General features: G+C 49.5%; 37 protein-coding genes. 29 read left to right on the top strand and 8 right to left on the bottom strand.

Annotated elements, in window-relative coordinates; genetic code table 11:
* Positions 1–23: 23 nt before the first annotated feature.
* The 7 genes from H6X83_RS12540 to H6X83_RS12510 all read right to left on the bottom strand — a co-directional run bounded on the left by H6X83_RS12540 (position 24) and on the right by H6X83_RS12510 (position 3,688).
* Complete coding sequence (locus H6X83_RS12540; RefSeq protein WP_246419263.1) at positions 24–209, bottom strand: hypothetical protein; 186 nt, start codon at positions 207–209, stop codon at positions 24–26.
* The gene (locus H6X83_RS12535) at positions 199–417 is read right to left on the bottom strand and encodes a hypothetical protein (RefSeq protein WP_212506797.1); all 219 of its coding nucleotides are present in this window, start codon (positions 415–417) and stop codon (positions 199–201) included. The genes H6X83_RS12540 and H6X83_RS12535 overlap by 11 nt, the downstream gene beginning before the upstream one ends.
* Positions 418–430: 13 nt before the next feature.
* Positions 431–661: a type II toxin-antitoxin system RelE family toxin gene (locus H6X83_RS12530; protein WP_212506796.1), complete on the bottom strand. Its 231-nt coding sequence runs from the start codon at positions 659–661 to the stop codon at positions 431–433.
* Positions 662–786: 125 nt separating this feature from the next.
* Positions 787–2,286 (bottom strand): Ig-like domain-containing protein, encoded by a 1,500-nt coding sequence (locus tag H6X83_RS14700; RefSeq protein WP_212506795.1) that lies wholly within the window; start codon positions 2,284–2,286, stop codon positions 787–789.
* A gap of 74 nt (positions 2,287–2,360) precedes the next feature.
* Positions 2,361–2,645: a DUF2085 domain-containing protein gene (locus H6X83_RS14695; RefSeq protein WP_281391078.1), complete on the bottom strand. Its 285-nt coding sequence runs from the start codon at positions 2,643–2,645 to the stop codon at positions 2,361–2,363.
* 68 nt (positions 2,646–2,713) lie between these two features.
* Positions 2,714–2,890 (bottom strand): hypothetical protein, encoded by a 177-nt coding sequence (locus H6X83_RS12515; RefSeq protein WP_212506794.1) that lies wholly within the window; start codon positions 2,888–2,890, stop codon positions 2,714–2,716.
* A gap of 414 nt (positions 2,891–3,304) precedes the next feature.
* Positions 3,305–3,688 (bottom strand): helix-turn-helix domain-containing protein, encoded by a 384-nt coding sequence (locus tag H6X83_RS12510; RefSeq protein WP_212506793.1) that lies wholly within the window; start codon positions 3,686–3,688, stop codon positions 3,305–3,307.
* Positions 3,689–3,807: 119 nt separating this feature from the next.
* On the opposite strand from H6X83_RS12510, the gene H6X83_RS12505 reads away from it, so the two are divergent.
* The 4 genes from H6X83_RS12505 (at position 3,808) to H6X83_RS12490 (ending at position 5,369) form a co-directional block, all read left to right on the top strand.
* Complete coding sequence (locus H6X83_RS12505) at positions 3,808–3,963, top strand: hypothetical protein (RefSeq protein ID WP_212506792.1); 156 nt, start codon at positions 3,808–3,810, stop codon at positions 3,961–3,963.
* 54 nt (positions 3,964–4,017) lie between these two features.
* A complete protein-coding gene (locus H6X83_RS12500) occupies positions 4,018–4,320 on the top strand; it encodes a hypothetical protein (RefSeq protein ID WP_212506791.1) in 303 nt (100 codons plus the stop codon).
* A gap of 424 nt (positions 4,321–4,744) precedes the next feature.
* Positions 4,745–5,047 (top strand): hypothetical protein, encoded by a 303-nt coding sequence (locus tag H6X83_RS12495; protein WP_212506790.1) that lies wholly within the window; start codon positions 4,745–4,747, stop codon positions 5,045–5,047.
* Complete coding sequence (locus H6X83_RS12490) at positions 5,037–5,369, top strand: hypothetical protein (protein ID WP_212506789.1); 333 nt, start codon at positions 5,037–5,039, stop codon at positions 5,367–5,369. Before H6X83_RS12495 ends, H6X83_RS12490 begins: the two co-directional genes overlap by 11 nt.
* Positions 5,370–5,466: 97 nt before the next feature.
* On the opposite strand, the gene H6X83_RS14820 is transcribed toward H6X83_RS12490, so the two are convergent.
* Positions 5,467–5,709: a helix-turn-helix domain-containing protein gene (locus H6X83_RS14820; RefSeq protein ID WP_425489193.1), complete on the bottom strand. Its 243-nt coding sequence runs from the start codon at positions 5,707–5,709 to the stop codon at positions 5,467–5,469.
* 96 nt (positions 5,710–5,805) lie between these two features.
* On the opposite strand from H6X83_RS14820, the gene H6X83_RS12480 reads away from it, so the two are divergent.
* From H6X83_RS12480 to H6X83_RS12360, 25 genes are all read left to right on the top strand, one after another.
* Positions 5,806–6,009, top strand: a complete 204-nt coding sequence (locus tag H6X83_RS12480; RefSeq protein ID WP_212506787.1) for a hypothetical protein — start codon at positions 5,806–5,808, stop codon at positions 6,007–6,009.
* A 98-nt stretch (positions 6,010–6,107) separates the two neighbouring features.
* Positions 6,108–6,323: a hypothetical protein gene (locus H6X83_RS12475; RefSeq protein WP_212506786.1), complete on the top strand. Its 216-nt coding sequence runs from the start codon at positions 6,108–6,110 to the stop codon at positions 6,321–6,323.
* 240 nt (positions 6,324–6,563) lie between these two features.
* A complete protein-coding gene (locus H6X83_RS12470) occupies positions 6,564–7,253 on the top strand; it encodes a rolling circle replication-associated protein (protein ID WP_212506785.1) in 690 nt (229 codons plus the stop codon).
* A 1-nt stretch (position 7,254) separates the two neighbouring features.
* Positions 7,255–7,419, top strand: coding sequence for a hypothetical protein (locus tag H6X83_RS12465; RefSeq protein WP_212506784.1), 165 nt, complete (start codon positions 7,255–7,257; stop codon positions 7,417–7,419).
* The gene (locus tag H6X83_RS12460; protein WP_212506783.1) at positions 7,409–7,849 is read left to right on the top strand and encodes a DUF1064 domain-containing protein; all 441 of its coding nucleotides are present in this window, start codon (positions 7,409–7,411) and stop codon (positions 7,847–7,849) included. Before H6X83_RS12465 ends, H6X83_RS12460 begins: the two co-directional genes overlap by 11 nt.
* 42 nt (positions 7,850–7,891) lie before the next feature.
* Entirely contained in the window at positions 7,892–8,281 is a 390-nt protein-coding gene (locus H6X83_RS12455) for a Cas9 inhibitor AcrIIA9 family protein (protein WP_212506782.1), read from the top strand.
* A gap of 14 nt (positions 8,282–8,295) precedes the next feature.
* Positions 8,296–8,862, top strand: a complete 567-nt coding sequence (locus tag H6X83_RS12450; RefSeq protein ID WP_212506781.1) for a hypothetical protein — start codon at positions 8,296–8,298, stop codon at positions 8,860–8,862.
* A 3-nt stretch (positions 8,863–8,865) separates the two neighbouring features.
* A complete protein-coding gene (locus H6X83_RS12445; RefSeq protein ID WP_212506780.1) occupies positions 8,866–10,320 on the top strand; it encodes a PcfJ domain-containing protein in 1,455 nt (484 codons plus the stop codon).
* Positions 10,317–11,336 carry a DUF3102 domain-containing protein gene (locus tag H6X83_RS12440; protein WP_212506779.1) on the top strand — a complete coding sequence of 340 codons (1,020 nt, stop codon included), beginning with the start codon at positions 10,317–10,319 and terminating at the stop codon, positions 11,334–11,336. Before H6X83_RS12445 ends, H6X83_RS12440 begins: the two co-directional genes overlap by 4 nt.
* Positions 11,326–11,586 carry a hypothetical protein gene (locus tag H6X83_RS12435; protein ID WP_212506778.1) on the top strand — a complete coding sequence of 87 codons (261 nt, stop codon included), beginning with the start codon at positions 11,326–11,328 and terminating at the stop codon, positions 11,584–11,586. Before H6X83_RS12440 ends, H6X83_RS12435 begins: the two co-directional genes overlap by 11 nt.
* A gap of 14 nt (positions 11,587–11,600) precedes the next feature.
* The gene (locus H6X83_RS12430) at positions 11,601–12,035 is read left to right on the top strand and encodes a DUF1492 domain-containing protein (RefSeq protein WP_212506777.1); all 435 of its coding nucleotides are present in this window, start codon (positions 11,601–11,603) and stop codon (positions 12,033–12,035) included.
* A gap of 76 nt (positions 12,036–12,111) precedes the next feature.
* Positions 12,112–12,864 carry a DNA-methyltransferase gene (locus H6X83_RS12425; RefSeq protein WP_212506776.1) on the top strand — a complete coding sequence of 251 codons (753 nt, stop codon included), beginning with the start codon at positions 12,112–12,114 and terminating at the stop codon, positions 12,862–12,864.
* A 132-nt stretch (positions 12,865–12,996) separates the two neighbouring features.
* On the top strand, positions 12,997–13,584 hold the full coding sequence (locus H6X83_RS12420; RefSeq protein WP_212506775.1) for a serine/arginine repetitive matrix protein 2: 588 nt from the start codon (positions 12,997–12,999) through the stop codon (positions 13,582–13,584).
* 149 nt (positions 13,585–13,733) lie between these two features.
* Entirely contained in the window at positions 13,734–14,291 is a 558-nt protein-coding gene (locus H6X83_RS12415) for a helix-turn-helix domain-containing protein (RefSeq protein WP_212506774.1), read from the top strand.
* Positions 14,263–16,182, top strand: coding sequence for a phage terminase large subunit family protein (locus H6X83_RS12410; protein WP_246419255.1), 1,920 nt, complete (start codon positions 14,263–14,265; stop codon positions 16,180–16,182). The genes H6X83_RS12415 and H6X83_RS12410 overlap by 29 nt, the downstream gene beginning before the upstream one ends.
* A gap of 10 nt (positions 16,183–16,192) precedes the next feature.
* The gene (locus H6X83_RS12405) at positions 16,193–16,447 is read left to right on the top strand and encodes a hypothetical protein (RefSeq protein ID WP_212506773.1); all 255 of its coding nucleotides are present in this window, start codon (positions 16,193–16,195) and stop codon (positions 16,445–16,447) included.
* Positions 16,448–16,458: 11 nt separating this feature from the next.
* Positions 16,459–18,045: a phage portal protein gene (locus tag H6X83_RS12400; protein WP_343063112.1), complete on the top strand. Its 1,587-nt coding sequence runs from the start codon at positions 16,459–16,461 to the stop codon at positions 18,043–18,045.
* Complete coding sequence (locus H6X83_RS12395; protein ID WP_246419252.1) at positions 18,029–19,222, top strand: head maturation protease, ClpP-related; 1,194 nt, start codon at positions 18,029–18,031, stop codon at positions 19,220–19,222. Before H6X83_RS12400 ends, H6X83_RS12395 begins: the two co-directional genes overlap by 17 nt.
* A gap of 13 nt (positions 19,223–19,235) precedes the next feature.
* Complete coding sequence (locus H6X83_RS12390) at positions 19,236–19,634, top strand: head decoration protein (RefSeq protein ID WP_212506771.1); 399 nt, start codon at positions 19,236–19,238, stop codon at positions 19,632–19,634.
* A gap of 15 nt (positions 19,635–19,649) precedes the next feature.
* Positions 19,650–20,723: a major capsid protein gene (locus tag H6X83_RS12385; RefSeq protein WP_212506770.1), complete on the top strand. Its 1,074-nt coding sequence runs from the start codon at positions 19,650–19,652 to the stop codon at positions 20,721–20,723.
* Positions 20,723–21,046 (top strand): sugar ABC transporter ATP-binding protein, encoded by a 324-nt coding sequence (locus H6X83_RS12380; protein WP_212506769.1) that lies wholly within the window; start codon positions 20,723–20,725, stop codon positions 21,044–21,046. The genes H6X83_RS12385 and H6X83_RS12380 overlap by 1 nt, the downstream gene beginning before the upstream one ends.
* Positions 21,043–21,660 (top strand): hypothetical protein, encoded by a 618-nt coding sequence (locus H6X83_RS12375; protein WP_212506768.1) that lies wholly within the window; start codon positions 21,043–21,045, stop codon positions 21,658–21,660. The genes H6X83_RS12380 and H6X83_RS12375 overlap by 4 nt, the downstream gene beginning before the upstream one ends.
* A gap of 13 nt (positions 21,661–21,673) precedes the next feature.
* Positions 21,674–23,128, top strand: a complete 1,455-nt coding sequence (locus H6X83_RS12370; RefSeq protein ID WP_212506767.1) for a phage tail sheath protein — start codon at positions 21,674–21,676, stop codon at positions 23,126–23,128.
* Between the two features lie 17 nt (positions 23,129–23,145).
* Positions 23,146–23,658: a phage major tail tube protein gene (locus H6X83_RS12365; protein WP_212506766.1), complete on the top strand. Its 513-nt coding sequence runs from the start codon at positions 23,146–23,148 to the stop codon at positions 23,656–23,658.
* A gap of 12 nt (positions 23,659–23,670) precedes the next feature.
* Positions 23,671–24,096 (top strand): early nodulin 20 (N-20), encoded by a 426-nt coding sequence (locus H6X83_RS12360; RefSeq protein WP_212506765.1) that lies wholly within the window; start codon positions 23,671–23,673, stop codon positions 24,094–24,096.
* Positions 24,097–24,202: the final 106 nt, after the last annotated feature.

Here is a 24,202-nt window from a genome sequence, read left to right as displayed (position 1 = left end):
ATCACCTGCTTCCCTTAGATAATTCAATCGGCAGACTTGCAAAAGTCCTCCATCATTTTTGTGAGCTGTCCGGCTTGGCTGACACCGGCCTGTTTGCAGGCAGCCGCGAAATTATCAACGATTTCCTGCTGCAGTTTATAGGACTTTGAAACGAGTCCATGTGCCGCGTTCCAGCGGTCCTGCGGACGAATCTTCTTCTCAGTCAGCATTCTCGCGCAGCATCCTTTCCACTTCTTCATCGGATGCAAATTCGTGACAGTCGGGGTCATGTTCAATGGCATCCAGCATTTTCTTATCAAATTCGTCCGGTTCTGTTTCCGGGGCAGAGTCAAGCACGAGTTTGTTCCAGAGAGCCTGCGCCTGCTCTTCCGACATCACAGTGATTGCACCGATTAGACGTTCTTTAATATTACTCATAGCAGTCAACTCCTCACTTATAAATCTGGCCGCGATTGTCTATACGAATGATGAGCACTATCTGACCGTTTGAATCAAATATAACCCGGAAGTTGCCGACTCTTAACCGGTATCCGTCACGGCCTTGCAGTTTTTTGATGTCGCCATTTGGGAGATTATTAATTGCAGCAACCAAGCGTTTTCGTGTGGGTACATCCTGACGGTTAATGAATTTTAAAGGTTGCTTCATGAATTTAATCTGCATTGTTTATATCTCCCTTCCATGATTTATTATACTATACGGTGTACCGTAAGTCAACCTATTATCACCACAAATACAAAAAAATTCCCGGCCGGTTAAGGTCGGGAATGATAAGTGATAGCAATTAATTAATAAGCGCATTTGTCGCAAGGATCTGTCTTTCCGGCGGCCTTCGCTTCTGCGAGTGTGCCGGAAAGTATGGTCTTTGAACGGGACAATGTCGGACAGTTGCGGTTAAAGTGATAGCTCTTTCCATGGGGAGTCCAGTATACGGTTTGTCCGTTTTCCGCCGCGGCGGGGGCTGTGGTTCCTGCATCATTGGAACTTGCAGCTGTTTGCTGCTGCTTTTGAGCGGCGGCCTTTTCGGCTGCTGCCTTATCTGCTGCAGCTTTGTCTGCGGCGGCTTTTGTGGCCGCCTCCTGTTTGGCTTTTGCATCTTTTTGACCTTGCAATGTTGTTTCGGCGGCAGTTAAAACCGCATAGTTCGTAACGAGCTTTTTGCCTTCATCAGATAGCGAGTCATATTGCTGGCGTGCGTCTGAAATGGCGGATTCTCTTTCCAATGTAACCGTACCAATAGAAGCAATCGTTTTTTGTACTGCAGCAGCATCTGCTTTCAGCTGTTCCTGCGCTTTTTCATTTACAATCGTGGCTTCTGCTGCTGTTAAAACATCATAGTTGGTAACCAGTATTTTTGCTTCATCGGGCAGACGATCATAGCCTTCACGGGCAGCCTGTACATTGCTTTCACCTGCCAGCGTGACGGTACCCAATGCATTAATCTGTGAAACAACTTTATCAGCTTGCTTTTGCAGTGCGGCCTTTTTGGCTTTATCTTCAACAGTAACTTTTATCTTGTTGCTGACAACGGAATCATTGTATGTAACATACACTTCGGTGGAACCTTCAGATACACCGGTGACGGTTCCGGTCAGTGTTCCGCTTCCGTCATTTCGGCTGAATGTAGCCACAGCGGCATTGTCCGATACGAATTGAACAGTGCCTGTATTAGCATCGGATGGAGTGGTTTGGACTTGAAGTGTTACCTTTTCTTTCAAATCGATTGTTTGCACATTCCCAGTCAGCTGCAGTTGTGCTGGATACTTGGTGGATGCCACAGAGATAATACCAATCATCCAGAATAGAAACCAAAGGCCGGATACAACATCGGCTGTGATTTTCAGCGGCTTTTTCCAATCGGGGTGATATTTGTACATGAGGAATATGCCGATTGGGCAGAAGAGCACAAGCAGTAAAATGCAGGCCCACGTTTTTTCATACCATTTTCGGTCAGGGTCAGGATTAGACCACAAATTTCCGGTTGGCGGTTCGTCGGAGGTGTTTTGCGGAACTGGGTCAATGCTTGGCGTGTTTTGCAGCGATTCGGAAAACGAAATACTCGGTGCCGCATGGCTAGAAGAACCGCCGGACTTGAGTAAATCAGATACGCCAACAGTGGTGCGGTGATAGACCGCGTTGTATGCTGCCTTCTTGGGGTCATGCAGCCAGCCCATGCCTTTTTTGCCATAGCCGGGTATGACTGCTCTCTTAAGTGCTCTTTTTGCAGCGCCGGTAGTGCGTGCAGAAATTGAGCGTTTCAGTGATGGTGTACGAATGCCGAATTTCATAATGAATCCCCCTTGGATTTAATAGAACAGAAGCAACGAAGTCGAGTGTCGTTGCCAATTACCAAACGCCTGATTTATAGTAAACTGTAAATTGATTTTGCTGAGAATGCCAACAGGCTGATTATTACATATCCGCCAAGTAGACCAGTAATTAGTCGCAAAAGATTGTTGGATGTTCGCCATCCCCACAGTTGCGTTAATCCGTCAACTAGCATGGGGAGGATTAACAGCAGTATGGGCCAGAAGAAAGGGATAAAGAACGACAGCAACAACCCCGCGATTTCTCCGAACAAAATCCCCGTGCATCTGGCACACAGCGGAAACTGGTAGGAACCAATAAAAAAACTTCGTTCAGGCATTTGATGGCAGCCCCAGTATTTCGCAAACCATTCCATTGATTTAATCCAACGGCGAGTGTGCTTATCAATCATGCTTTGAACTTATGTCCGCAGCTCTTGCATACCCAAAATTGTTCGTTCTTTGTTTTTCCAGCACCGCACAATCCGCAAATGCCGAAAAGACAAACCTTCAAGCCGCTTACACCTTTTCCTTTAACTTCGTTGATAATCTGCAAGTCTTCGCTGCCGCATTTTGGACATTTCATTGTGAATTCTTCCTCTCATGTTATAGTATGTAAAAATTGTACCACAGAAAAATGCAAATATCTACAACACAATACTAATAATTACATTTTCGGTGCTTTGCACAGCAAATTTTTTAACGAAAGTTAAAATATTTTAGCAAAGTCCCAAATTTGGGACACTGCTAAAAACCTTTCAAAAAATTCTGCACGAAAGTATTGCATTGCACGAATAATAGTTCTATTATTAGCAGTAAGGAATTTCGTGGAAGCATCGTGCGGGACTTAGTGGAGGTGCCGCAGCATGACAAGCGAAGCAGAAATTAGAGAAGAAATCATAAACCTTATTGAACAGATACAGGAGGAAAGAAAACTCATACGTATTTTAGAACTGGTATCGTATCTGTCACATAAGAATTGAAATAAAAAACGCCGACATTATTTGTCGGCGTTTTCTTTTTGTCCGGAAAGATTCTTGCTTACTTCGGTGATAACTTTATACAGCGTTTCCCACTCGGAATCGTCCAACTTGGCGAAGGCTTTGAACACAGCCTTCGCCGTTTCATTTTCTCCGGCCATAATGCGGTCAAACACTGCAGTCGTTGCCATATCATCGTCGAGGAACATATCTCCAACACCATCAACCAGCCAAGCGTGAGATACGTTGAATTCTCGGCATATGGACAGAACCATTTGTTCTGTGATATTGCGTGTTCCATTTTCTAGCTTTGACACACCGCCTCCGGTAATTCCTAAGCGTTTAGCAAAATCATCTTGCGTAAGGTTTAAAGCCTTACGCAATTCTTTTATACGTTCATTCATGCTTTCACCTCCTGCACTCATAATAGCAACAAAATTGTACTAAGTCAAGAAAAAAGTATTGACATTCTGGACTTAGTACGGTATTATTTGTACAGAGGACAGAAAAGAGGTGACACAGTATGACAAAAAGTATTAAAGAACGTGCAGCAATCGCTTTTACCAAAATGCCAGAGTCAGGAAAAGAATACATCGAAGGCTATATGCGCGGAGTGCTCATGGCCTATGAACACATGAGAGAAAAAGAAGCGCAGCAGCCCGAAAAGCAGCCCGCCTGACACAGCGGGCACCGAAAACAGCCAGACAGCATAGCATAAAAAGAGGTGATACGCATGGCACGCAAAACAGAACGTTGGACGCTAAGTTCGTCCTTTATTGATAAAACGCATGGTGGTGAGCCAAAACCCATGACAGAACGTGTGGTAGACCTGCAAAAAGATCCGAAAACCGGGAAATGGGTTGTCCATGAAGTAGAGTGCCGCCAGCTGATGCCAGAGGAAGAACGAAAGGCCGTCGTTGATGCCATCATGCGGAATGCATCGGAACAGATGTCGGAGTACATATCCACGCATGACAGCGCAATTGCCCCGGGAACGTACAAAATAGTGGATTTGTTGAGAGGAGGAAGTGAATGACGCTGGAACAGCTCATTTATTACTGTATAGGCCATGCCGCATTGGGTGCCGCGTATGCGTGGGTTATCCTCTCCGGCATAGCCCGGAGGGACAAGCATTGTATAAGTTAAAATGCCGAAAGCAGCAAATGTACGATTTGGCGGCTGATTATGGGATACAGCTGCCGCCAGCGCGAAAGGTAGTGTACTCGCAGAGCACTATCCATCGGAGACTAGAATTTGCCGGACGCTACGGGGAGCAAGTCAAAGTGAAGCTCATGTTAATAGAAAATCACTGCTATTGTGACGGAATATTGGAAGCGAAAAAGAGGACGCTTGCGCCATACGGAGGAGTCAAAACCATAATGAAAGTCGTAATTGAGAATTCTGAATTACAGAAACGCGGAATCACAATAGTGTGCAGGTAACACACTGGAGGAATAGTAGTGGAAGCGTTAATCGTTGTGTTCGCATGGTCGGCGGCCTTAATGACGGTTGCTGCTACCTATTGCGGGATATGTGAGTACATAGAGGACAAGGAGGGACAAGCATTGGCACAATCTTATATACAGCACCTGCAGGCGGCGCGGCGCATCGCCATTAAATCCGCCAGCGCTGGCAGTGTGGATTGGCTGCAGTCACAAAGGCTGTTCGCCGCCGCGAGTCAGCTGCAAGATCTAATTGCCGATGCTCAGCAGGACTATGTTGAAGTGGTCAGAAAACCGGAAGGAGATGAACATGGTGCTTGATTTGAGCAACGGAGGACTAATGTGTTCAGGACTTGATGCAGTCGAATTTTTCGAAATGCTGGCCGCAGGAGAAGATATTGATATTGATGCAAAGACACCAGAATTTTGCGAAGCCTATGATAAGGCGCTGAACCGCCTGCGCTACGAGGTACGCAAGAGCGTTCCAGTACATCCAAAGGTAATTAAAGCAAAATACAGAGGTCAGTCAAATCGTTACAGTTGTGGCCATTGTGGCTTTGATCTGCGTCCATCAGACTTGGCAATTTATAAGTTTTGTCCTAACTGTGGCCGAGAAATTTTGCACAAGGAGCCTACCCCATGACTGCGCCAGACATTGGCCGATATTAACGTTTAAAAGAAGCATAAAAAATTGGCTCCTTGAAGCAGCATCCCCGAATTGTATGTCAGTGCATTAAGGACTAGTCCTCTATGCAGCAGAGATAATCGGTGGAAACGTTGAGCACGTTTGCAATTTTGGGAAGGGTTGCATGACGTGGCTCATACATTCCACGCAGCCACCGTTGAACAGTAATAAGCGAAACATTTGATCGCGTTGAAAGAGTTTTGTTGTCTATGTTTTGATTTTCCATAGCAATTCTCAAGCGCTCAGGAAAAGCATCAGGGGAAGTTTCGCGAAAGAAAAAAAAGAAGAAGGCAATCACCCCCTTTCGGGCGGGGATGCTGCTTCAAGGAGCCAATATTTATCACCAATATTTTACAGCAGGAAAAGAGAAATCGCAACAGGTGGAGGAAAGCTGATGGACAAGAAAGTAATCGAAGCCCTACACCAACTGAACACAGCGTTGGAAGCGGCAGCGGATACGAATAATGTGGCTGTGCTCAATGCATATTTTGTGATGGAGCAAGAGGTCAGCAACGCCGCGGGGCATTGTGGGCAGGCGTTGTATTGGGCCGAAAAAAGCAAAGTCGTACACCGTGGCCGCGCCGGGCATCTGATTTAGCAAATCACAATATATTCACAATTTTAAAATAGCAAGTACATGATATTGCGGTTTGTTAACAGATTCAACAGAGTTTTCAACGGAAAGAGTGAAAAGCCATGAGAAATGAAAAAGGATGTACCGGGTGCGGCTTCCACGCGGCGCGCGGTGTCATCCAGTGCGAGTATTGCCTACTGACCGGACACCCGCGAGGCTGTCCTACCGGTCCGGGTTGCACCAAACGGCAGACACCCGCGCAGGTGGCAAAGCCGCGCAAACAGGTGCAAAGGGCGGGGTTGGCTCCGGCGGAACCGTGGGATGCCATATGGACATAAAAAAGCGGCGGCTGAGTGATGCAAACACCCAGCCGCCAAGCCTTACGCGGTAAAACTTCTATACATATATATAGTATACCACGCAGGGCGCAAATAATCAATATTTTTGACGGGGGAAAACCCGCCTTGCCTATCTTGTTAAAGGTATTAAGTTATCGACCATCAAGGGGCAGAATGTTGAAAAGTACAGGAGTGTGAAAGGTGCCTTATGTGGAAGAGATCTGCCGGGCGGGCAGGGTAATGGAAACGCGCAAATATTACACGGCCAGATATCACAGGCTGGGCATCCCACGGCAGAAAAATTACAGGCCAACTCCAAAAGAGCAGGAACGCGTGAATGAACGTCATGCAAGAATGAAACTGCGCAGGCTGATTAACGAGAATTTTGCGGCGGGTGATTTGTACCTGACCATAACATTCAAAAAAGAACTTCGCCCCGATGTTCAGAAGATTCCCGGGATTTTGGAAAAGTATTGGAAAGCACTTCGCAAGTCATTCCGTGCTGCAGGGCAGGAATTGCGGTACATAGTAGTGGCCGAGGTTGGAGAACGTGGAGCGGTGCATTTTCACGCAGTTATTCCAAAGTTCGATGTGCAGATAGTCAGTGAACTGTGGAAATATGGGGCAGTTAGCATAAAAGCACTGGACAGCAGCGGGCAGTATGCGCAGTTGGCATCCTACCTGATAAAACAGACAAGCAAAACTTTTCGTAGCGGGAAATCTCCTTTCAAGCGCCGTTGGAACAGCAGCCGGAACTTGCGTAAGCCCAAAATCATAAAAAGAGTGGTAGGCAGAAATAGTTGGAAGAAAAAGCCCAAACCGCTCAAAGGCTACTATTTGGAACAGGAAAAGACCGTGGACGGTGAAATATTCGGGTTTGAGTATCAGTTTTACAGCATGGTGCAGTTGCAGGAAAAGCGAAGGTGTTGAAATGACAAAAAATGAATTGATGGTAATCATGTACAAGGCTTTTAACGAGGCTATTCCAAATACAGTTGGCAGTGATCCGCTGGAAGCGTGGACAAACTTTACAGACCGCTTTGATGCTGCCGGCCGCCGGTTTATCCAAGAGCAGGAGTCAGGCAATGCACATTGATAATTTGGACTGCTTGGGTCCGGTGGTGAGGGCAGAACTGGAAAAGCAAATGGCACAGCGGCGACAGCAGGAAACCCGCAGGACGCACTGCAAGCGCCGCCTGCCGGAGGGCTTTGACAGTCAGGCAGAAGCAAATTTCTATTACAGCGAGGTTTGGCCGAAAATCCACAGCGGCCAGATTGTTGACTGCGAGGTGCATAAAACCTTCCTGTTGCTGCCGCCGTCAGAATACTGCGGCTTGAAGCTGCACAAGGCAGAGTACACACCGGATTTTGTATTGACGTACAAAAACGGCTTAACGGAAATAGTGGAAGTAAAAAGCAAGGCAATCCGGCGGCTCCAGCAAAGCTATGTGTACCGCCGTCGGTTGTTTATAGACAAATACGCTCGGCCACAGGGCTGGACGTTCCGTGAAGTGATTGTGGATTAGCCATAATCCCAAACGTTTACGATTTTTAGGAGGACAAAAATCATGAGTGAAATTACAAAGCAGGCACAGGGAAAATTGAAGCAGGAAAGTAAGCAGAACAAGATTGGGCAGTATGCCTCCGCAGTCATTCAGCCGGTGTACAAAGCACTGTGCGGATTCTGCAAAGAGGAATGGTTTGCACAGGAAGTTTTGGACATGGATAAGACGCTTGGAGATTGCTGCGAAACCATTATGCAGGGCGTAAAAAGCAGCATTTCGGATTTGGAAGTGTACAAGCGCGCCGTTGAGTTTTATGTGCCGGGTTCGACTGTGCAGTTTGAAATGAAAGTATGCCACCATTGGCACGAAGAGGAAGAGCATCAGGATGCAGAAATTCCGCAGGTGGTGGACAAGCCGGACGGCCAGATCATCCATCTGGAAGATTTGTTGTAAGGTGGTGAAAACTCATGAGCAGAATAACAAAAGCTGATTTGCTGAAGATACCCGCCCAATACTGCACAAAGAAGGCCGTTAAAAATCTGCCCTTTGCAGACCCGCAGCGTGTTGAATTTATCATTACTGCTGCGCCGTGGCAGGTAAAGAACAGGTGGATTTTAAAAGCAACGCTTTTCACAGCGGCCGAACGGAAGCCGGCATTTTATATTTTCTGTGATAGGGAAAGCGACCGCTATTACACTTATGATGTGCTTTGCACAAGGTGGACGGACTCGTTGATTTACAATTTGCCAGAGGACAGAAGAACACCCATGCTGGCCATAGCAAATACGGACAGCACGGAAGCGCAGAAATATTTTGGGGATGCCAAGGGGCGGCTTACCGCTTACGCGATTCTTAGTTTTGAGCTGAAGGTAAAGGATGCTCACAGAGAATTTCACATGAACAGCAGAAGCAGAAATTCATACGATACTTATTACAGCAGTCAGATGTATTTGGATACTGTGATGGCGGAAGCGCATGAAACGCCGGAATATGTCAAAAAATTTGTGCTGAATATTGCACTTGAACGCAGCTGATATATGTATTACAAGCGGGCGGGTGGAAAGCTGCAATGCTTCTGCTCACACTGTCAGCAAGAGGTTGAGATTAAAATTCCAGGCACAGCAGAAAAGGGAAAGCAGTTAAACGAAATCATTGTAAAATGTCCGCACTGCCACAGTAACGCAAGGCTGAAAATGGCCGGACGCGCAACGAGGATGACAGACGGCGAAATGATACAGTACGCAGAAAGGGCAGCAGACGGCATCTTAATTCACCAATGCACTGCAAGATTGCAGCACAGCAAGGACTATAAAAATCATGCGCCGGAGCTGGAAATCACTGAAAACATAAGGCAGATGATATCTATCGGCGCAGCGTACACCACGAAAATGTTTGGGCATATCTATCACGGCTTCGGCAGAGAACCAGAATGGAGATGGGAAAGAATTGATAGATACAACTGCTATGTTGAGAATGATGTTGTATGCCCATATGGTCTGAAAAAAGCCCTGGCAGGAACGCGGTACGAACACAGCGGCTTGCCTGAATTTGCCAAAAACGCAATTACGAACAGCAAAATCTACCAGTTTTCAGTGGAGAGATATTTGAATGAATACCGAGGGCACCCGGCACTTGAACTGTTGGCAAAATGCGGGCTTATACGGTTGGTAGTAGATTCCTGCGAATATTGCGGCCAGCATTCATTCGTTTCTCCTTTCGCGAAAACGCCAACCGCGGCACTGGGCGTCACAAAGCACGAACTGAAAGTAATGCGCGCAATGGATGTAAGCGCGAACGAACTTGAGGTTTTAAAGCATTTGCGGGATAAATCAAGAGAAGCATTTTCAGACAAAGAGGTTGCTGCACTGCGTGAGGCAGGTATAAACAACACGTGGAAAGTTGAGCGAATCGAAGAATTTGAAAATCCGCTGAACGTTATTAGCTATTTGAAAAAAGCCGGAATAGAAATGAACCGGCTGAATGACTGGGCGGATTACATAGAAAACGCACGCAAATTAGGATACGACATCACCAGGAAAGAAGTCAAGTATCCGAAAGACTTTTCAAAAATGCACGATAGGTTTGCAGAGCAGGTTTATGAAAAAGAAAATGCAAAGCAAATTAATATTTTTAAAGAATTATATCAAAAGCGGAAACAGTTGTTTGAATACGAAAACAGTGAATATCTCGTAAAGCTGCCGCAAACGCCTTACGAGCTGACGCGGGAGGGCAGAGAAATGCACCACTGCGTGGGAACGTACATAGGCAGGTACGCCGAAAGCAGCAGCATTATCTTGTTTATCCGCCGGAAAGCGGAGCCGGATGTGCCTTTCATCACAGCGGAAATCAGCCCCAAAAACTTTGAACCGGTGCAGATACAGGACAAGTACGATAAGCGGCCGTCCGAAGCAGTTATGCAGTTCTGGAAAAAATACTGCGGGATGCTCAAACAAAAAATTCACAAGACGAAAAAAGGAGAAAAGGCAGCATGAACAATGAAATGGTACAGGTACGTGATGCAGAGGTTGTCGCGGCAGAAATCAATACTATCAAAGAACAGACCCGAAAAATCATGCTTGCGTCCAGTGTGGAAATTGGTCGCCGCCTGCAGGAGGCGAAGGAACTGGTGCCGCACGGCAACTGGACAGACTGGCTCAAAGAAAAGGTGGATTACAGCCAGTCCACAGCGGACAACTTGATGCGGATTGCACGGGAATACGGTGATGAGCAGGTCAATCTCTTTTCGGGGGAGGCAAAATCCCAAACGTTTCGGAATTTGACGTATAGCCAAGCCGTGGCGCTTTTTGCCCTGCCGGAAGAGGACCGCGACGAATTTGTGAAGGAAAATAATGTGGAGGATATGACGGCACGCCAGCTGCAGGAGGCCATCAAAGCGCGCCAGCAGGCGGAAGCCGATAAGAAAAAGGCAGAAGAATCTGCAGCAGATAAGGCAGTGCAAATCAATAGCCTCAATGCAAAGATAGACAGGGTATGCTTGGATGCAGACAAAAAAGCCGAAGAAAACGAGTCGCTTAAAAAATCAGTCAAGGATGCGGCGGAAGAAATTGAAAGTCTGAAAACCCAGCTTGAAAACAGCAAACCTGCCGGTCCGTCGCCGGAAGAACTGAAAAAGCTACAGGTCGAGGCAGAAGAAAAGATAAAGGCTGCATACGAAGAAAAAGCGTCACAGCTCTCTCTTGATAAAGACACAGCGGAAAAGGCGGCAGAAAAAGCCAAACAGGAACTTGCAAAAGTAAAGCGTGAGTATGCGGCAAAAATTAAAGATGCCGCCGCTGAAAAAGAAAAAGCCGAAAAGAAATTAGCGGTTACAACTCCCGAAGTCGAAAAATTCAGCGTCTATTTTGAAAACCTGCAGGTAAATATAAACAGCATGAAAGCACTCATTAGGCAGGCAGGAGAGAATGTACCTGAAACCGCGGGCAAATTGCGTGCTGCGCTTAAAAAGCTGCTTGATGGTTACAGCCAGAGCTTGAGCAATGAGAAATAATGACACAGCGGAAACCGGCCAGCGTCTGCAGCACAATCCGTGGGGATATCAGGTAAATGTCAATCACCCGCAGGTGCGGCCAATCTATGAGCGTTATAAGCGCAATTACCTGCATGTGCCGGACTGGTGCCCGCTTTCCGATGCAGAGCGCAGGCAGTTTGAAGCCGCATTTTTGGAAGGAGTGGAGAAAAAAGTAAAGCGGGAGGCAGGGCGAAGCTTAGCGTATCTTACAAACATTGATGAAGTATAGGAGCTGAATTTTATATGGCAACACCAGAGAATCAGAAGAAAATTAGTTGGCTGTCCCGATTCCGCAAATCCGAAGCGGAGTTGAGTCGCCTGTATGATGAACAGGCGCGGTGGCGGGCAAAAGCAGAGAAAGTCACACAGCGGATATCGCCCATGCCGCCGGGAACACCCAGCGGCAACCGTGTGCAGGACGCAGTCGAAAGAATCAGCGCAGTGGAATCAAGTATCAACCATGAGATTATGGAACAGTGTAAAGAAAGAGATGAAGTCACAGCGGCAATCAACACTGTGCCAAATGCAACATTACGCATGGTGCTGAAGATGCGCTACATAGATGGAATGACGTTTGAACAAATTGCAGTCAGTATGAATTATACGTTTCGCCATATCATTCGGCTGCATGGGCAAGCATTACATGTCCTTTTTTGTCCTACTAAAAATGCGGTATAGTGTAATCAAGGAATTGAGGGGTAGGTTTTAAGCCTGCCCCTTTTGCTACCCGTGCGGGTCTCCAGAAAGGGGACGCATGGAAAATTACATTGACCATATTTACAACGAGGATTGTATCGCGGGGATGGCGCGAATCCCGGACCATAGCGTGGATATGATTCTCACAGATCTGCCGTATGGGGTGACGGATTGCCGGTGGGACAGCATCTTGCCATTTGACCAGCTTTGGGCGCAATACTTGCGCGTGATTAAGGAGCGCGGTGCCATCTGCCTGACAGCTTGCCAGCCGTTCACCACAAAGCTGATTTCCAGTCAGCAAAAGCTATTCCGGTATTGCTGGTACTGGGCAAAGAATTGTTCCACAGGATTTACGTTTGCCAAGCACCAACCATTGCGCTGTATCGAAGAGGTGTGCGTATTTTATAAGCGTGCGCCGGTGTATAATCCGCAGGGCATCATTGTGCTGGACAAGCCAATCAAAGTCCGAGGCAAGCACAACCCTGCGCACGGAGACAGTGCCTATAAAATCACCGGACATCTGGAACACGACACGGAAACCTGCATTACACACTATCCACGCCAGCTGATTGAGATTAAGTGTGAGCGCGGCCTGCACCCGACACAAAAGCCTGTTGCACTGTTTGCATACTTGATTCGCACTTACACCAATCCGGGCGAACTGGTGCTGGATAGCTGCATGGGCAGTGGTACAACGGCCGCCGCCTGCATTCAAACCGGGCGGCACTACACTGGGTTTGAGCTGGACAATGCTTATTACCACACAGCGGAAAGCCGCATAAAAAGATTACAAGAAGGAAAGTCCTCCTAAAAATTGCAACGCTGCTGTATCTTAACGGCGTTGCTTATATGGGAACTGGCATGGCGCACGGCGGGTGCAGCGTTGCACACCGCACCGGGTTCGACTCCCAGAGTTCCCACCAAACAAGATGGGGTGATGTGCATGGGCAGTACAATCAAAGCGCAAATTAAAAATTTCAAAGAGGTTCAAAAAAATCTGAAGAGCATCAAAGCAGCCGGAGAAAAAGCAGTGAAGCGCACGGTCAGCGACATTCGAAGCCGTGCGCCGGGCTGGGTGAGTCAAGAGGTTGCTGCAGTGTACGGCATTAAGAAAGGGGAAGTCAATCCGGCGGGCAAGGGTGCAAAAGCCGGAAGCATTTCTGTGCGCGGTGAAACCATTGACAACCTACAGCTGGTATACAGCGGGCGGGTGCTGACACCTACACACTTCGGTATGACACCACGTTCCCGGCCAGCCAGTCAGCCCGGAGGTAGACCGCGCAAGTATACGGTCAAGGCGGCTGTGTTCAAAGGGCAGAAGAAAACATTAGGCAGCAATGTGTTCCTTGGTGGTAGTGCATCCATTCCATTCAAGCGTGTAGGGAACAGCCGCCTGCCAATCAAAGCGGTCAAGACTTTGTCTGTGCCGCAGATGGTGGGCAGTGACCGCGTGATGCCGCAGGTTAAGAAGCGTTTGAATGAGGAAATTGGAAAAAGATTGGACAACAATGTAAAAAATGCAATGAAATAATGCCGTAGGTACTGTGACGGAAATATTTTTGCCTGCGGTGCTTGCGAGCCCAGAAAACGCAAATTTTTTGAACTGGAAAAATTGGTGATTTCGTTTCGCGTTTTGCGGTTTCAGAAAAATGAAAGTTTGGGGGTGATTTTATCGCGCAGATGGAACTGGTTGGAACATCCGAAATCGCCCATATTCTCGGGCTTTCTGCCCGCCGCGTGCAGCAAATGGTGGAGGACGGAACCCTGCCTTATGAAATGGTTGGAAAGCGAAGAAAATTTTCAATTTCGGATGCTGTTCAAGCGTACATAAATTTCGTTTCCGAGCGAAACGGCAGCAAAGAGGACAATAACCTTGAAACGGAGAAATTGGAGCAGGAAGTGCGCTTCAAAACAGCGAAAGCGAATATCGCTGACATGGAGTGGCAGGAATTAAATGGAGAAATGCACAGGTCGGAAGATGTGCAGGCCATGATGGAGGATTTTGCAGATGAAGTGCGTACATCATTTCTTTCATTGCCGGGACGGATAGCGGTGGAAGTGTCACAAGAAAGTGAACCAGCCACCTGCGCGGATAGCATCCGAAAAGAAGCGTGCGCCATTTTGGAGCATTTGAGCACCTACCAGTATGACCCGGTAAAATTCAGGGAGCGTGTACGCAGTCGACTGGGCAAGAAGGAGCTGCAGGAAGATGCCGAAGATGAGGAAGAAAGCGAATAAATCAGGCGTGCAGCGCCTGAATAACGCAATCCGTCCAATTCTGCGGCAGCTGCGTCCGCCTGAAAATCTCACTGTCAGCCAGTGGGCAGACAAATACAGAATTTTGACATCCAGCAGCGCAGAACCCGGCGCATGGCGCACCAGCCGAACCCCTTATCTGAAAGAAATCATGGACTGTTTTACAGACCCGCATATTCGCCGCATTGTCATGGTAGCAAGTTCACAGGTCGGTAAATCCGAAATGGAACTGAATGTGCTGGGATACATCATGGATCAGGACCCCGGCACTGCCATTTTGGTACAACCCACTTTGGAGGATGCCCGCAAATTTTCCCGCCTGCGTATTGGGCCGATGATTCAAAGCACGCCGGTTTTGCGCCGGAAAGTACGTGCCATGAGTGAGGGAAAAACCAAAACAATTTTGCAGAAGAGCTTTCCCGGCGGAATGCTGACCATTACCGGCAGCAACAGCGCTTCCGCACTGGCATCTACTCCGGCACGGTACCTGATCGGCGACGAACGTGACCGGTGGGCGGCATCCGCGGGGGATGAGGGTGACCCGTGGAAACTGGGCGCTGCCCGGCAGATTACGTTTTACAATGCGAAGTCCATCGAAGTTTCCACGCCGACCGTCAAAGGGCACAGCAATATTGAATCTGCGTTTTACGAGGGAACGCAGGAACGGTATATGCGGCAGTGCCCGGAATGCGGCGCGTGGCATGACATCGTTTTTGACAATATCAAATTCCAGTACGAAACAAAACAGGTGGCGGGCAAGCCAGTGTATTCCGTTACTTCGGTCGGCTGGGCGTGTCCCTCCTGCGGGTGCTTGAGTGATGAGCGTACCATGAAGCACCAGCCCGCCAAGTGGGTGGCGGAAAACCCGGATGCACTGGCTTCCGGCGTGCGGTCCTTTTGGCTGAATGCTTTTTCCAGTCCGTGGGCGTCCATGACATGGAATCGCATTGTCATGGAATTTTTAATGGCCAAAAATGACCCCATGAAGCTGCAGGTTGTGTACAACACGATTCTTGGTCAGCTTTGGGAAGACCGCGGCGACCTGGTAACGGATGATACCCTGCTGGCGCGCCGGGAGGATTACGGTGCAGAGCTGCCGGAGGGTGTGCTGGTGCTGACCTGCGGTGTGGATACACAGGATGACCGGCTGGAATATGAAGTGCTTGGGCATGGCCGCCGCGGGGAAACGTGGGGAATTCACAAAGGAATTATCCTTGGCAGACCGGACACAGAAGAGGTTTGGGAGCGTTTGGATGGCGTCATTGAGCATGATTACGAATTTGAAAACGGCAAAACACTTCGCGTATCTTGTACTTTTGTGGACAGCGGCGGGCATTTTACCCGAAATGTGTACGAACAGACGTGGAAACGTTCTACAAAGCGCGTTTTCGCGATTAAGGGCAGCAATCAGGACAGCGCACCCTACACGAAGCCGCCGACACAGGTTGCAATCGACCCGCACGACCCGCAGAAGCGAACAAAGTGCTATTTGTACACAATCGGTGTCAGCGCGGGCAAGGCGGCCATTATGGCGAACCTGAAAGTGCAGAAGCCGGGGCGGAATTACTGCCATTTTCCCAAGGGCGAGGGTTATGACGAAAGTTATTTTTCTGGTTTGCTTTCCGAGCACCTGACAATGCACGCAGCAAAGGGCGGCGCAACCAAATGGCGGTGGGAAAAGCTGCCGGGGCATGAGCGTAATGAGCCATTGGACATCCGCAACTATGCACTTGCCGCATTTGAAACGCTGAACCCGGATTTGGATGCAGCAGAACGAGCATTGCAGGGAGCGGAAGCAGCGCCCACACAGCGGCCACAGACCGCGAAACAGCGTCACAAAAAGAAAAAGCACAGTCCGTTTGACGATTGGTAAGGAGGAAATCATGACGATTACAGAAAAAGTTGCCGATAAAAAAATCCGGCTTGAACTGTACCGCAAAAAAGAAGCAGACATTTTGACCGGCGGTGTAAAAGCCTATGGTATCGGCGGCAGGAACCTGCAGCGGTATGATGCGGCACTTTCCGAAGTTCGCGCTGCCATCAAAGAGTTGGAAGCTGAAATTGACGGGCTGGAAGCAATGGCGCGAAACGGCGGCTATGCACGCAAGGCGATAGGTGTCATTCCGCGCGACCTGTGAGGTGAACTGCCGTGTTTGACAAATGGAAATATCAGCGGCAGGCAGCCCGCGCCGCCAGCCAATATTACACCCATATGCAGAACAAAGGATACAGTGACGCGGGCGCTTCGTACCGAAAAAAGGCACTCAAAGGTTTTACAGCGCAGTCCGGTAGCCCACATGAGGATATTGACTGGAACAATGCAACCCTGCGCCAGCGCGGCAGAATCCTGACCATGTCTTCACCTGTGGCAAAAAGCGCAGTGGTAACGAACCGCACGAATGTGGTTGGCACCGGTCTGCGGCTAAAAAGCCGAATTGATTACAAACTGCTGGGCATGACACCAGAGCAGGCGGCAGCTTGGCAAAATGCTACAGATGCGGAATTTGCACTGTGGGCAGAAAACAAACACGCTTGTGATGCGACCGGCGTCAATGATTTTTACGCCATGCAGCAGCTGGCACTTGCTTCCTGGCTTGCTTCCGGTGACTGTTTCGCGGTGGTACAAGCCGAGCAGCCAACACTCTTTTCGCCCTATAGCCTGCGGTTACATATCATTGAGGCTGACCGGATTTGTACAAAATACGCACTGCACAGCGGAACCCCCGTCATGATGCGCATCACAGACGGCAAAAACCCGGAAAACGGCAATGCCATTTATGACGGTGTGGAGGTTTCTCGTTCCGGCGCAATTGTGGCGTACTGGATTTGTAACCAGTACCCGGATGAACTGCTGCCAAAGCCGTCCGAATGGACGCGCGTGGAAGCATACGGCGCAGAAACCGGCCTGCCGAATATCCTGCATATCATGGACAGCGAGCGGCCTGACCAGTACCGCGGCGTTTCTTACCTTGCACCGGTTATTGAGCCACTTTTACAGCTGCGGCGCTACACCGAAAGCGAGCTGATGGCGGCGGTCATTGAGTCCTTTTTCACCGTTTGGATCCAAAAGGAAGCCCCTGCCGCCGGAATGCCGTTTAATGAGCCGATTCCGCAGGATGAACAAATTTCAGATGATGAAAACGAATACGAAATGGGGCCGGGTGTGGTTAATGTGCTGCAGAACGGCGAAACCATCAACTCTACCAACCCAACACGGCCGAATAGCGGTTTTGACGCATTCATGAAAGCAATCACAACACAGGTAGGCGCAGCACTGGAAGTTCCGGCAGATTTGCTGCTCAAACAGTTCAACAGCAGTTATTCCGCCAGCCGGGCGGCCATGCTGGAAGCATGGAAAGCCTTTAAAATGCGGCGCACTTGGTTTGTTTCGGATTTCTGCCAGCCTGCCTATGCACTGTGGCTGACAGAAGCAGTGGCAAGAGGACGCATTGCCGCACCCGGATTTTTTAACGACCCACGCATTCGGCAGGCATGGCTTGGTGCGGACTGGATCGGGCCGACGCAGGGACAGCTTGACCCGCTCAAGGAAATACAGGCAGAACAGATGGCAAATGAAAATGGATACAGCACGCGTGCGCAGTCGGCTATGCGGCTGAATGGCACGCAGTACGAACAGAATGTGGAGGTTTTGCAGCGGGAAAACGCCATGCTGCAAGCCGCAAATGTACCAGCAGAAACGAGCAAAGGGGGAACAGCAGATGCCGAAACCAATTAAAAAGTTTTGGAACGTTGCTTCTGTATCAGATAATGAGGGAGAAATCACTCTGTATGGAGATGTAGTCAGCAGCCAGCCGATTGACTGGTGGACTGGGGAGCCGGAACCGGGTAATTACATCTCGCCGGAAGGCTTCCTAAACGATTTGGAGCAGGTGAAGGGCAAGGGAAAAGTAACTGTCCGGCTCAATAGCTGCGGCGGCGATTTGTATACCGGCATTGCAATTCATAATGCTTTAAAACAATTAACCGGCGCAGTGAACGTGATTGTGGAGGGCATGGCAGCCAGCGCCGCAAGTGTCATTATGTGCGCAGGGGATACGGTCAGCGTCATGCCCGGCAGTATGGTGATGATTCACGGCGTTAAGGTTGGGTTGTCCGATTATTACGGCCTGCCTGACCTGAAACAGATTCAGAAAAGCGTGGATGCAAACGAGCGTGCGGTGGCCGCCATTTACGCCGCGAAAACCGGCACTGACACCGATACGCTTCGCAATATGATGTCCCGCGAAACATGGATGGTGGGGCAGGAGGCAATCGACAACGGCTTTGCGGATGAAATGCTGGAGGGAAATCCGGTGCAGATGTTGCTTTCCGGCAGCGTGCTAATGGTAAACGGGATTCAGCACAATGTAAACGGGCTGCATCTGCCAGAAAGAATCCACATTATGAGCCATCCTGTGGCTTCTGCCACTGGAAATATAGCAAATGCGGGAAAACCCGCAGAAAAAACCGAGGAGGTCATTATGGACGAAAAAGAACTGAGGGAAAAATACCCGGACATTGTGGCGCAGATTGAAGGGAATGCACGGGATGCTGCGAAACTGACAGCAGAACCGACTGTACCAGACACGCAGAACGCGGCGCAGGAAGCTGCCCAGCGCGAGCGGGAACGCTTGGAAGCGATTGATAAAATTGCACCCAGCATCGGGGATGCAGCACTTGTCGCTGAAGCAAAGTACGGGAAAACGGCCTGCACAGCGGAACAGCTTGCTTTTCGCGTACTGGAACAGGCACAGGCGGCCGGAAAAAATTATCTTGTAAACCGGGAAAAGGAGCTGACCAATGCAGGCGGGACTGCAAAGGTAACGCCCGCCGCGCCGCCTGCTGATACAGAAGCGGCAAAAATGAAGAGCGAGGCCGGTATGATTGCGGCTGCACGCCCGAAAACGAAATAAGGAGGAAAATTCTATGGAAGCACTCGAAGAAAGAACGTTCGATAGGCTTATTTATGACAGTGCACATCCGCTGACAGCGGTTCAGGTGGTGCTGAAAAGCGGGCAGGGCATTCTGCCGCGCGGCACAGTAATTGCCCAATCCTCTCTTGGGGAGGGGAATGTGGTTCTCGGAACGACTGCACAGGCGGCAGTAACAGGGGATAATCCGAAACCCGCAGAAACGCTGAAGGCAGCGTGGATTTTGTGCGACAGCACCGATACGGGAACCAACGGAACAGTGGTTGCGTCCTGCTACGAAACCGGGCATTTTAACCGAACAGCACTGACCGTGAAAGAAAGCTACACCATGACTGCTGCGGATGAAGCAGACCTGCGCAATGCGGGTATCTATCTTTCCACTGCAATGGACTAAGAGGGGGAAATCAATATGAGTTTATATGATACTGTGACCATGCTGACTGCGATTCAGCAGATGCAGCCGGCAACTACTTTCCTGCGTGACCGTTATGCGCCGACCAACCCACAGCAGGATATTTTCAGCACAAAAAAAGTGATTGTGGATTACCGCAAAGGCACCCAGAAACTGGCGCCGGTTGTGGCACCGCGCCGCGGCGGCATTACGGTTACCCGCGACAGCTTCAAAACCACCGAATGGGAGCCGCCGAAAGTGGCACCGCAGCGCCCACTTTTTTCGGACGACCTGCAGCAGCGCGGTTTCGGAGAAGCATTTATGTCCGGGCTGACACCAGAACAGCGCGAGGGTGCACTGCTTGGACAGGATTTAATTGAGCTGGACGAAATGACATCCCGCCGCGAAGAACTCATGGTTGCGCAGATGCTGTGCGGAAACGGCTACACCCTGCGCCAGTATGCGGATGAATACGGCGGTAAGAAATATGAGGAATTTAAAATCAGCTTTTTCGAGGGAAACACGAACCCTGCGGTATATGCACCCGCAAAGAAGTGGAACGCGGACGGTGCAGCGATTTATGCCGACCTTGGAAAAATGGTAGATATGCGTACCAAAGACGGACAGGCTTCCTCTGACCTGCTGCTGGACCCCGAAAGTGCGGATGTACTTATCAATGACCCGGGCATCCAAAAGCTGCTGGATATTCGCCGCCTGACAGTCGGTGACCTTACCCCGCAGGACAGCAGCACACTTCCGGAGGGCGTTGCGGTATATGGAACGCTTAGTGTTCACGGTCATATGCTGACCATTTATTCTTATTCCGGCAGCTATGCGGATGAATCCACAAAAGAGAGCAAGCAGTTCCTGCCGCGCGGTACCTGTATTGTAACGGCACCGGCAAGCCTGCACACTATGTATGGTGCCGTGACGCAGATTGAAGATGACGGTCATTTCCATACATACGCTGGTTCCCGCGTGCCAAAGGTGCTGGTAAACGAGAACGATGATATTCGCACGCTGCGGTTGACTTCCTGCCCATTGGTTGCGCCGGTAAAGTTTAACCCCGGTACCTTCGCACAGGTGCTCTGATGAGTGCTTTCAGCGAGATGGTGGCGGCGGATGCGCAGAATGTTTTCCTGAACACAGAGGAATTCGGCGAGCGGCACACAGTGGAGGGTCACGCAATTACAGCGGTTGTGGCAACAAATGAGCAGCTTGCTGTTACTGGCGGGGAAGCGTTGGGGATTGACGGGAACGCGGTTGTGCTCTATGCGCAGGAAACGGATATGCCGGAAAATCCGGGTGTCGGCGGCATCCTCAACTTGGACGGTTCGGAACGTGTGGTAGAGGATTGGAACATTGAAATGGGCGTTGTGGTGGTGCGCCTGCGCAGAAATGAGGCGTATGCATGACCAGCGTTGAAGCGATAGACAGTATTTGTGACTTTTGCCGCAGGCAAATCTGCGCGGATGTCAAGCTGAAATACCCGAAGCAGGTGAACGATTCGGGATATGAATACGAATTGGTTACACCATCCGTGCATGGGATGTTCGCACCACCCAGTAAGTCCCCCAAATCGGGGGATACGGTGGAAATTCCCAGCATGACGGTTCAGCTGCTTTCCGGGAACGACTTTCCGCTGAAAAAGGAAACGCGGCTGGAGTTCCAAATCCTGTTTGTCACTTGGAGTCCCGGTATGCACGGCAAAGATATTTTCAAGCAGGATGAAACGAACCCGCTGCTCTTTTTGCAGTGGAACAATCAGGAAGCGAAGAATTATTATGACCGCGCGGAAAACGGCTGGCGTGACGTGTGGAACTGGATAGATAAAGCGCGCCGCGAATTCGGCAATGCCGGAAGTATTGCGGGAATGGAAATAGACCCGGACGGCGCGGGTATTCACTTTGAGCCAATCAAAGAGCAGGACTCGCTGCCGGATTTTTATCCGTTCTGGATGGCACGGCTTACTTTTTCGGCGGAAGCGAAACTGCTGCGCAGCGTGGAGAACGTTGCGGAATTTTTATAAATGAGGTGAAAGAATGGCAGGAATTAAGTACGGCGCTTACGGCGAACTGCGGGAATCCGTTGTAGAGGAAATCACGCAGGCCGAAACGGCCGCCGTCTATATCGGCACTGCGCCGGTCAATCTGGTGCGCGGCTGGACGGATGCCGCGGCGGTCAACAGTCCGGTAAATGTAAAAAGCATGGCAGACGCATACGGAAAAGTCGGTTATTCTGATAATTGGAATGCATTCACGCTTTGTGAGCCGCTCAATGTGCATTTTGGGCAGACGGGTAAAAATATCGGCCCAATTTATCTTATCAATGTCTTGAATCCGGCAAAGCACAAAAAGGAGCAGGCAACCACAAAATCGGTCATTTTTGTGGATGGCAAAGCGGAGTTTGTTTCCGAAACAATTGTGCTGGATACGCTTGCGATTGAGGGAAAAAAAGAAAATGTCGATTATACGCTGGATTACAGCTTTAGTCGGCACGCCGTTCTACTGACCAGCGTCGGGAGTACACCAATTGACGGCACGGTAGAGGTTACATTTGATGAGGTAGATCCTGCAAAAGTTACCGCAGAGGATATAATCGGCGACGAAACAGACAAAGGCGTGTACACTGGTGCTGCCTGTATCAAACTGGTATTTCCGAAATTTGCGGTTGTGCCGTCTATGATTGCGGCTCCGGGGTGGTCCGACCAGCCGGAAGTACACAAGGCGCTGCTGCAGTACAGCTATCAGATTAACGGCCACTGGTACGCAATGCTGTACCCGGATATTCCGCTCACAGCGGCAACCATCCAGGAGGCCATCAAGTGGAAAACAGATAACCACTATGACAGCGAGTATGAAAAGCCGTATTGGCCGCAGGTGAAAGATTCTTACGGAAAGATTTATCATCTGTCCACGTTGGCTGTGGCAGAACAAATGCGTGTTGACCAGAGTCACGACGGTGTCCCGGCAGAAACCAACGGAAACAAGGAAATTAATGCGGTTGCGCAGTATTTCGGGGAAAACAGTTTGAATCAGGGCTTTGACCAGGAAAAAGCAAACACACTTACAGAAAGCGGCGTCAGTACCGCAATTCCGTGGGGCGGGCGCTGGGTGCTGTGGGGCGACCACACCGGCGCGTATGTTGAGGACAAGCAAATTGATGCACGCGGTATTTTTGACGTAAACATCCGAATGCTGATGTTCCTGCTGAATAACTTTCAGCAGCGCTGGGCACCGAAAATTGACGTCAACATGGACCGCGCCATGAAAGATACCATCATCAACGTGGAGCAGGAGCGGCTGGATGCCTATGCCGCGTCCGGTTATCTGCTCGGCAGTCCGCAGATTGTGTTCCTTGCGGCAGAAAACAGCACAGCCCAGCTGATGAACGGCCAGTTTGTTTATACGGCACAGGTAACACCCACGCCGCCCATGAAGGGACTGACCTGCGGGGTGGCATATACAAGCGCCGGATTTGACGCTTATTTCAAGTAAAGGAGAGTGAAAAAATAATGCCGAATTTAGCACTTGACCTGAGCGGCCCGATTCAGGGTACAACGGCATACGCTGATGACGGAAAAGACCCGTGTGCGCGGGACTGCACGGTTACGCTGCCGGAAGTATCTCCGCTGACCAATGATCTAAAGGCGGGCGGTACACTTTCGGTACCGGATATGAGCCAGATTGACTCTATGGAAACCACCGTTTCCAAAATGGGAGTAGACGCGAACTTTGGAGTGCTGGCTGCCGCTAAAAAGCTTGAAATCCGCTTTGCACAGCAGGTTGTGCAGCAGGACGGTACGCAGAAAACAGTGGGCGGCAAAGCCTATTTGCGGGTAATGCTCAAAAAACTGCCGGGTGTACAGTTGGAGACCGGTGCAGCCAATGAAAACGAATACACATATGAAACATCACGATACCAGCTGTTTGTTGACGGCAAGGAAATCCTGCTGATTGACAAGCTGTTGGGTATCGTCAGGATAGGCGGAAAAAGCTTTACGGACTCCGTGCTTTCCGTACTTTAAGGGGGAATTTTCATGCAAAACACATTGGAACTGTACAACCCAATTACGGTTGATGGGAAGCTGATTAGCAAGGTTACATATGATACAGAAAAAGTGACAGCCCAGCAATTTGCACAGGCGGATGCCTATAAGCTGCGTGCAGCCCGCAGCAGTACGGCGGGAACAATGGCCGGAATTTCAGGAGCATTTGAAATTGATTACGGTCTGCATTTGTATCTTGGCTTTCAGGCAATCATCGCGGAAAATCCGAACTTTGCGATGGAAGACTTGGAACGTATTACAGGGAGCGATTTGGTCAATATCATGCGAATTGGCAGAAATTTTATTTCAGCCTCTCCGGAGGCACCGAATTCACTCCAAGAAAACTCCGAGAACTCCTCAGAGATTACGCTAAAGCCTACGGATGCAGTATCAATGAACTCCGCAAAAGCAGATTAGTCGATTTTTTGGTTGAATATGTTGAGGCTGCGGAGGAAGTGCAGCAGCAACAAAAGCGCCAATCCATGCAGATGCAGAGAAGTTTTCGCCAAAGGTGCAGGAGGTG

It is taken from the genome of Caproicibacterium amylolyticum (assembly GCF_014467055.1).
In the GTDB taxonomy this organism is placed as follows: Bacteria; Bacillota; Clostridia; order Oscillospirales; family Acutalibacteraceae; genus Caproicibacterium; species Caproicibacterium amylolyticum.
The sequence above is the reverse complement of the archived record's forward strand: the minus strand, read 5'-3'. Positions and strand labels throughout refer to the sequence as shown.

What these genes read in the sequence shown, in the direction of transcription:
- H6X83_RS12475 (WP_212506786.1), top strand. Translation starts at nt 6,108, where the DNA reads ATGAGAAATGAAAAAGGATGTACCGGGTGCGGCTTCCACGCGGCGCGC.
- H6X83_RS12530 (WP_212506796.1), bottom strand. Translation starts at nt 661, where the DNA reads ATGCAGATTAAATTCATGAAGCAACCTTTAAAATTCATTAACCGTCAG.
- H6X83_RS12410 (WP_246419255.1), top strand. Translation starts at nt 14,263, where the DNA reads ATGCCGAAGATGAGGAAGAAAGCGAATAAATCAGGCGTGCAGCGCCTG.
- H6X83_RS12505 (WP_212506792.1), top strand. Translation starts at nt 3,808, where the DNA reads ATGACAAAAAGTATTAAAGAACGTGCAGCAATCGCTTTTACCAAAATG.
- H6X83_RS12450 (WP_212506781.1), top strand. Translation starts at nt 8,296, where the DNA reads ATGAGCAGAATAACAAAAGCTGATTTGCTGAAGATACCCGCCCAATAC.
- H6X83_RS12440 (WP_212506779.1), top strand. Translation starts at nt 10,317, where the DNA reads ATGAACAATGAAATGGTACAGGTACGTGATGCAGAGGTTGTCGCGGCA.
- H6X83_RS12420 (WP_212506775.1), top strand. Translation starts at nt 12,997, where the DNA reads ATGGGCAGTACAATCAAAGCGCAAATTAAAAATTTCAAAGAGGTTCAA.
- H6X83_RS12405 (WP_212506773.1), top strand. Translation starts at nt 16,193, where the DNA reads ATGACGATTACAGAAAAAGTTGCCGATAAAAAAATCCGGCTTGAACTG.
- H6X83_RS12460 (WP_212506783.1), top strand. Translation starts at nt 7,409, where the DNA reads ATGCACATTGATAATTTGGACTGCTTGGGTCCGGTGGTGAGGGCAGAA.
- H6X83_RS12500 (WP_212506791.1), top strand. Translation starts at nt 4,018, where the DNA reads ATGGCACGCAAAACAGAACGTTGGACGCTAAGTTCGTCCTTTATTGAT.
- H6X83_RS12435 (WP_212506778.1), top strand. Translation starts at nt 11,326, where the DNA reads ATGAGAAATAATGACACAGCGGAAACCGGCCAGCGTCTGCAGCACAAT.
- H6X83_RS12455 (WP_212506782.1), top strand. Translation starts at nt 7,892, where the DNA reads ATGAGTGAAATTACAAAGCAGGCACAGGGAAAATTGAAGCAGGAAAGT.
- H6X83_RS12480 (WP_212506787.1), top strand. Translation starts at nt 5,806, where the DNA reads ATGGACAAGAAAGTAATCGAAGCCCTACACCAACTGAACACAGCGTTG.
- H6X83_RS12375 (WP_212506768.1), top strand. Translation starts at nt 21,043, where the DNA reads ATGACCAGCGTTGAAGCGATAGACAGTATTTGTGACTTTTGCCGCAGG.
- H6X83_RS14695 (WP_281391078.1), bottom strand. Translation starts at nt 2,645, where the DNA reads ATGCCTGAACGAAGTTTTTTTATTGGTTCCTACCAGTTTCCGCTGTGT.
- H6X83_RS12365 (WP_212506766.1), top strand. Translation starts at nt 23,146, where the DNA reads ATGCCGAATTTAGCACTTGACCTGAGCGGCCCGATTCAGGGTACAACG.
- H6X83_RS12425 (WP_212506776.1), top strand. Translation starts at nt 12,112, where the DNA reads ATGGAAAATTACATTGACCATATTTACAACGAGGATTGTATCGCGGGG.
- H6X83_RS12380 (WP_212506769.1), top strand. Translation starts at nt 20,723, where the DNA reads ATGAGTGCTTTCAGCGAGATGGTGGCGGCGGATGCGCAGAATGTTTTC.
- H6X83_RS12415 (WP_212506774.1), top strand. Translation starts at nt 13,734, where the DNA reads ATGGAACTGGTTGGAACATCCGAAATCGCCCATATTCTCGGGCTTTCT.
- H6X83_RS12465 (WP_212506784.1), top strand. Translation starts at nt 7,255, where the DNA reads ATGACAAAAAATGAATTGATGGTAATCATGTACAAGGCTTTTAACGAG.
- H6X83_RS12395 (WP_246419252.1), top strand. Translation starts at nt 18,029, where the DNA reads ATGCCGAAACCAATTAAAAAGTTTTGGAACGTTGCTTCTGTATCAGAT.
- H6X83_RS12540 (WP_246419263.1), bottom strand. Translation starts at nt 209, where the DNA reads ATGCTGACTGAGAAGAAGATTCGTCCGCAGGACCGCTGGAACGCGGCA.
- H6X83_RS12430 (WP_212506777.1), top strand. Translation starts at nt 11,601, where the DNA reads ATGGCAACACCAGAGAATCAGAAGAAAATTAGTTGGCTGTCCCGATTC.
- H6X83_RS12360 (WP_212506765.1), top strand. Translation starts at nt 23,671, where the DNA reads ATGCAAAACACATTGGAACTGTACAACCCAATTACGGTTGATGGGAAG.
- H6X83_RS12370 (WP_212506767.1), top strand. Translation starts at nt 21,674, where the DNA reads ATGGCAGGAATTAAGTACGGCGCTTACGGCGAACTGCGGGAATCCGTT.
- H6X83_RS12515 (WP_212506794.1), bottom strand. Translation starts at nt 2,890, where the DNA reads ATGAAATGTCCAAAATGCGGCAGCGAAGACTTGCAGATTATCAACGAA.
- H6X83_RS12445 (WP_212506780.1), top strand. Translation starts at nt 8,866, where the DNA reads ATGTATTACAAGCGGGCGGGTGGAAAGCTGCAATGCTTCTGCTCACAC.
- H6X83_RS12470 (WP_212506785.1), top strand. Translation starts at nt 6,564, where the DNA reads ATGGAAACGCGCAAATATTACACGGCCAGATATCACAGGCTGGGCATC.
- H6X83_RS12535 (WP_212506797.1), bottom strand. Translation starts at nt 417, where the DNA reads ATGAGTAATATTAAAGAACGTCTAATCGGTGCAATCACTGTGATGTCG.
- H6X83_RS12385 (WP_212506770.1), top strand. Translation starts at nt 19,650, where the DNA reads ATGAGTTTATATGATACTGTGACCATGCTGACTGCGATTCAGCAGATG.
- H6X83_RS12390 (WP_212506771.1), top strand. Translation starts at nt 19,236, where the DNA reads ATGGAAGCACTCGAAGAAAGAACGTTCGATAGGCTTATTTATGACAGT.
- H6X83_RS12490 (WP_212506789.1), top strand. Translation starts at nt 5,037, where the DNA reads ATGGTGCTTGATTTGAGCAACGGAGGACTAATGTGTTCAGGACTTGAT.
- H6X83_RS12510 (WP_212506793.1), bottom strand. Translation starts at nt 3,688, where the DNA reads ATGAATGAACGTATAAAAGAATTGCGTAAGGCTTTAAACCTTACGCAA.
- H6X83_RS14700 (WP_212506795.1), bottom strand. Translation starts at nt 2,286, where the DNA reads ATGAAATTCGGCATTCGTACACCATCACTGAAACGCTCAATTTCTGCA.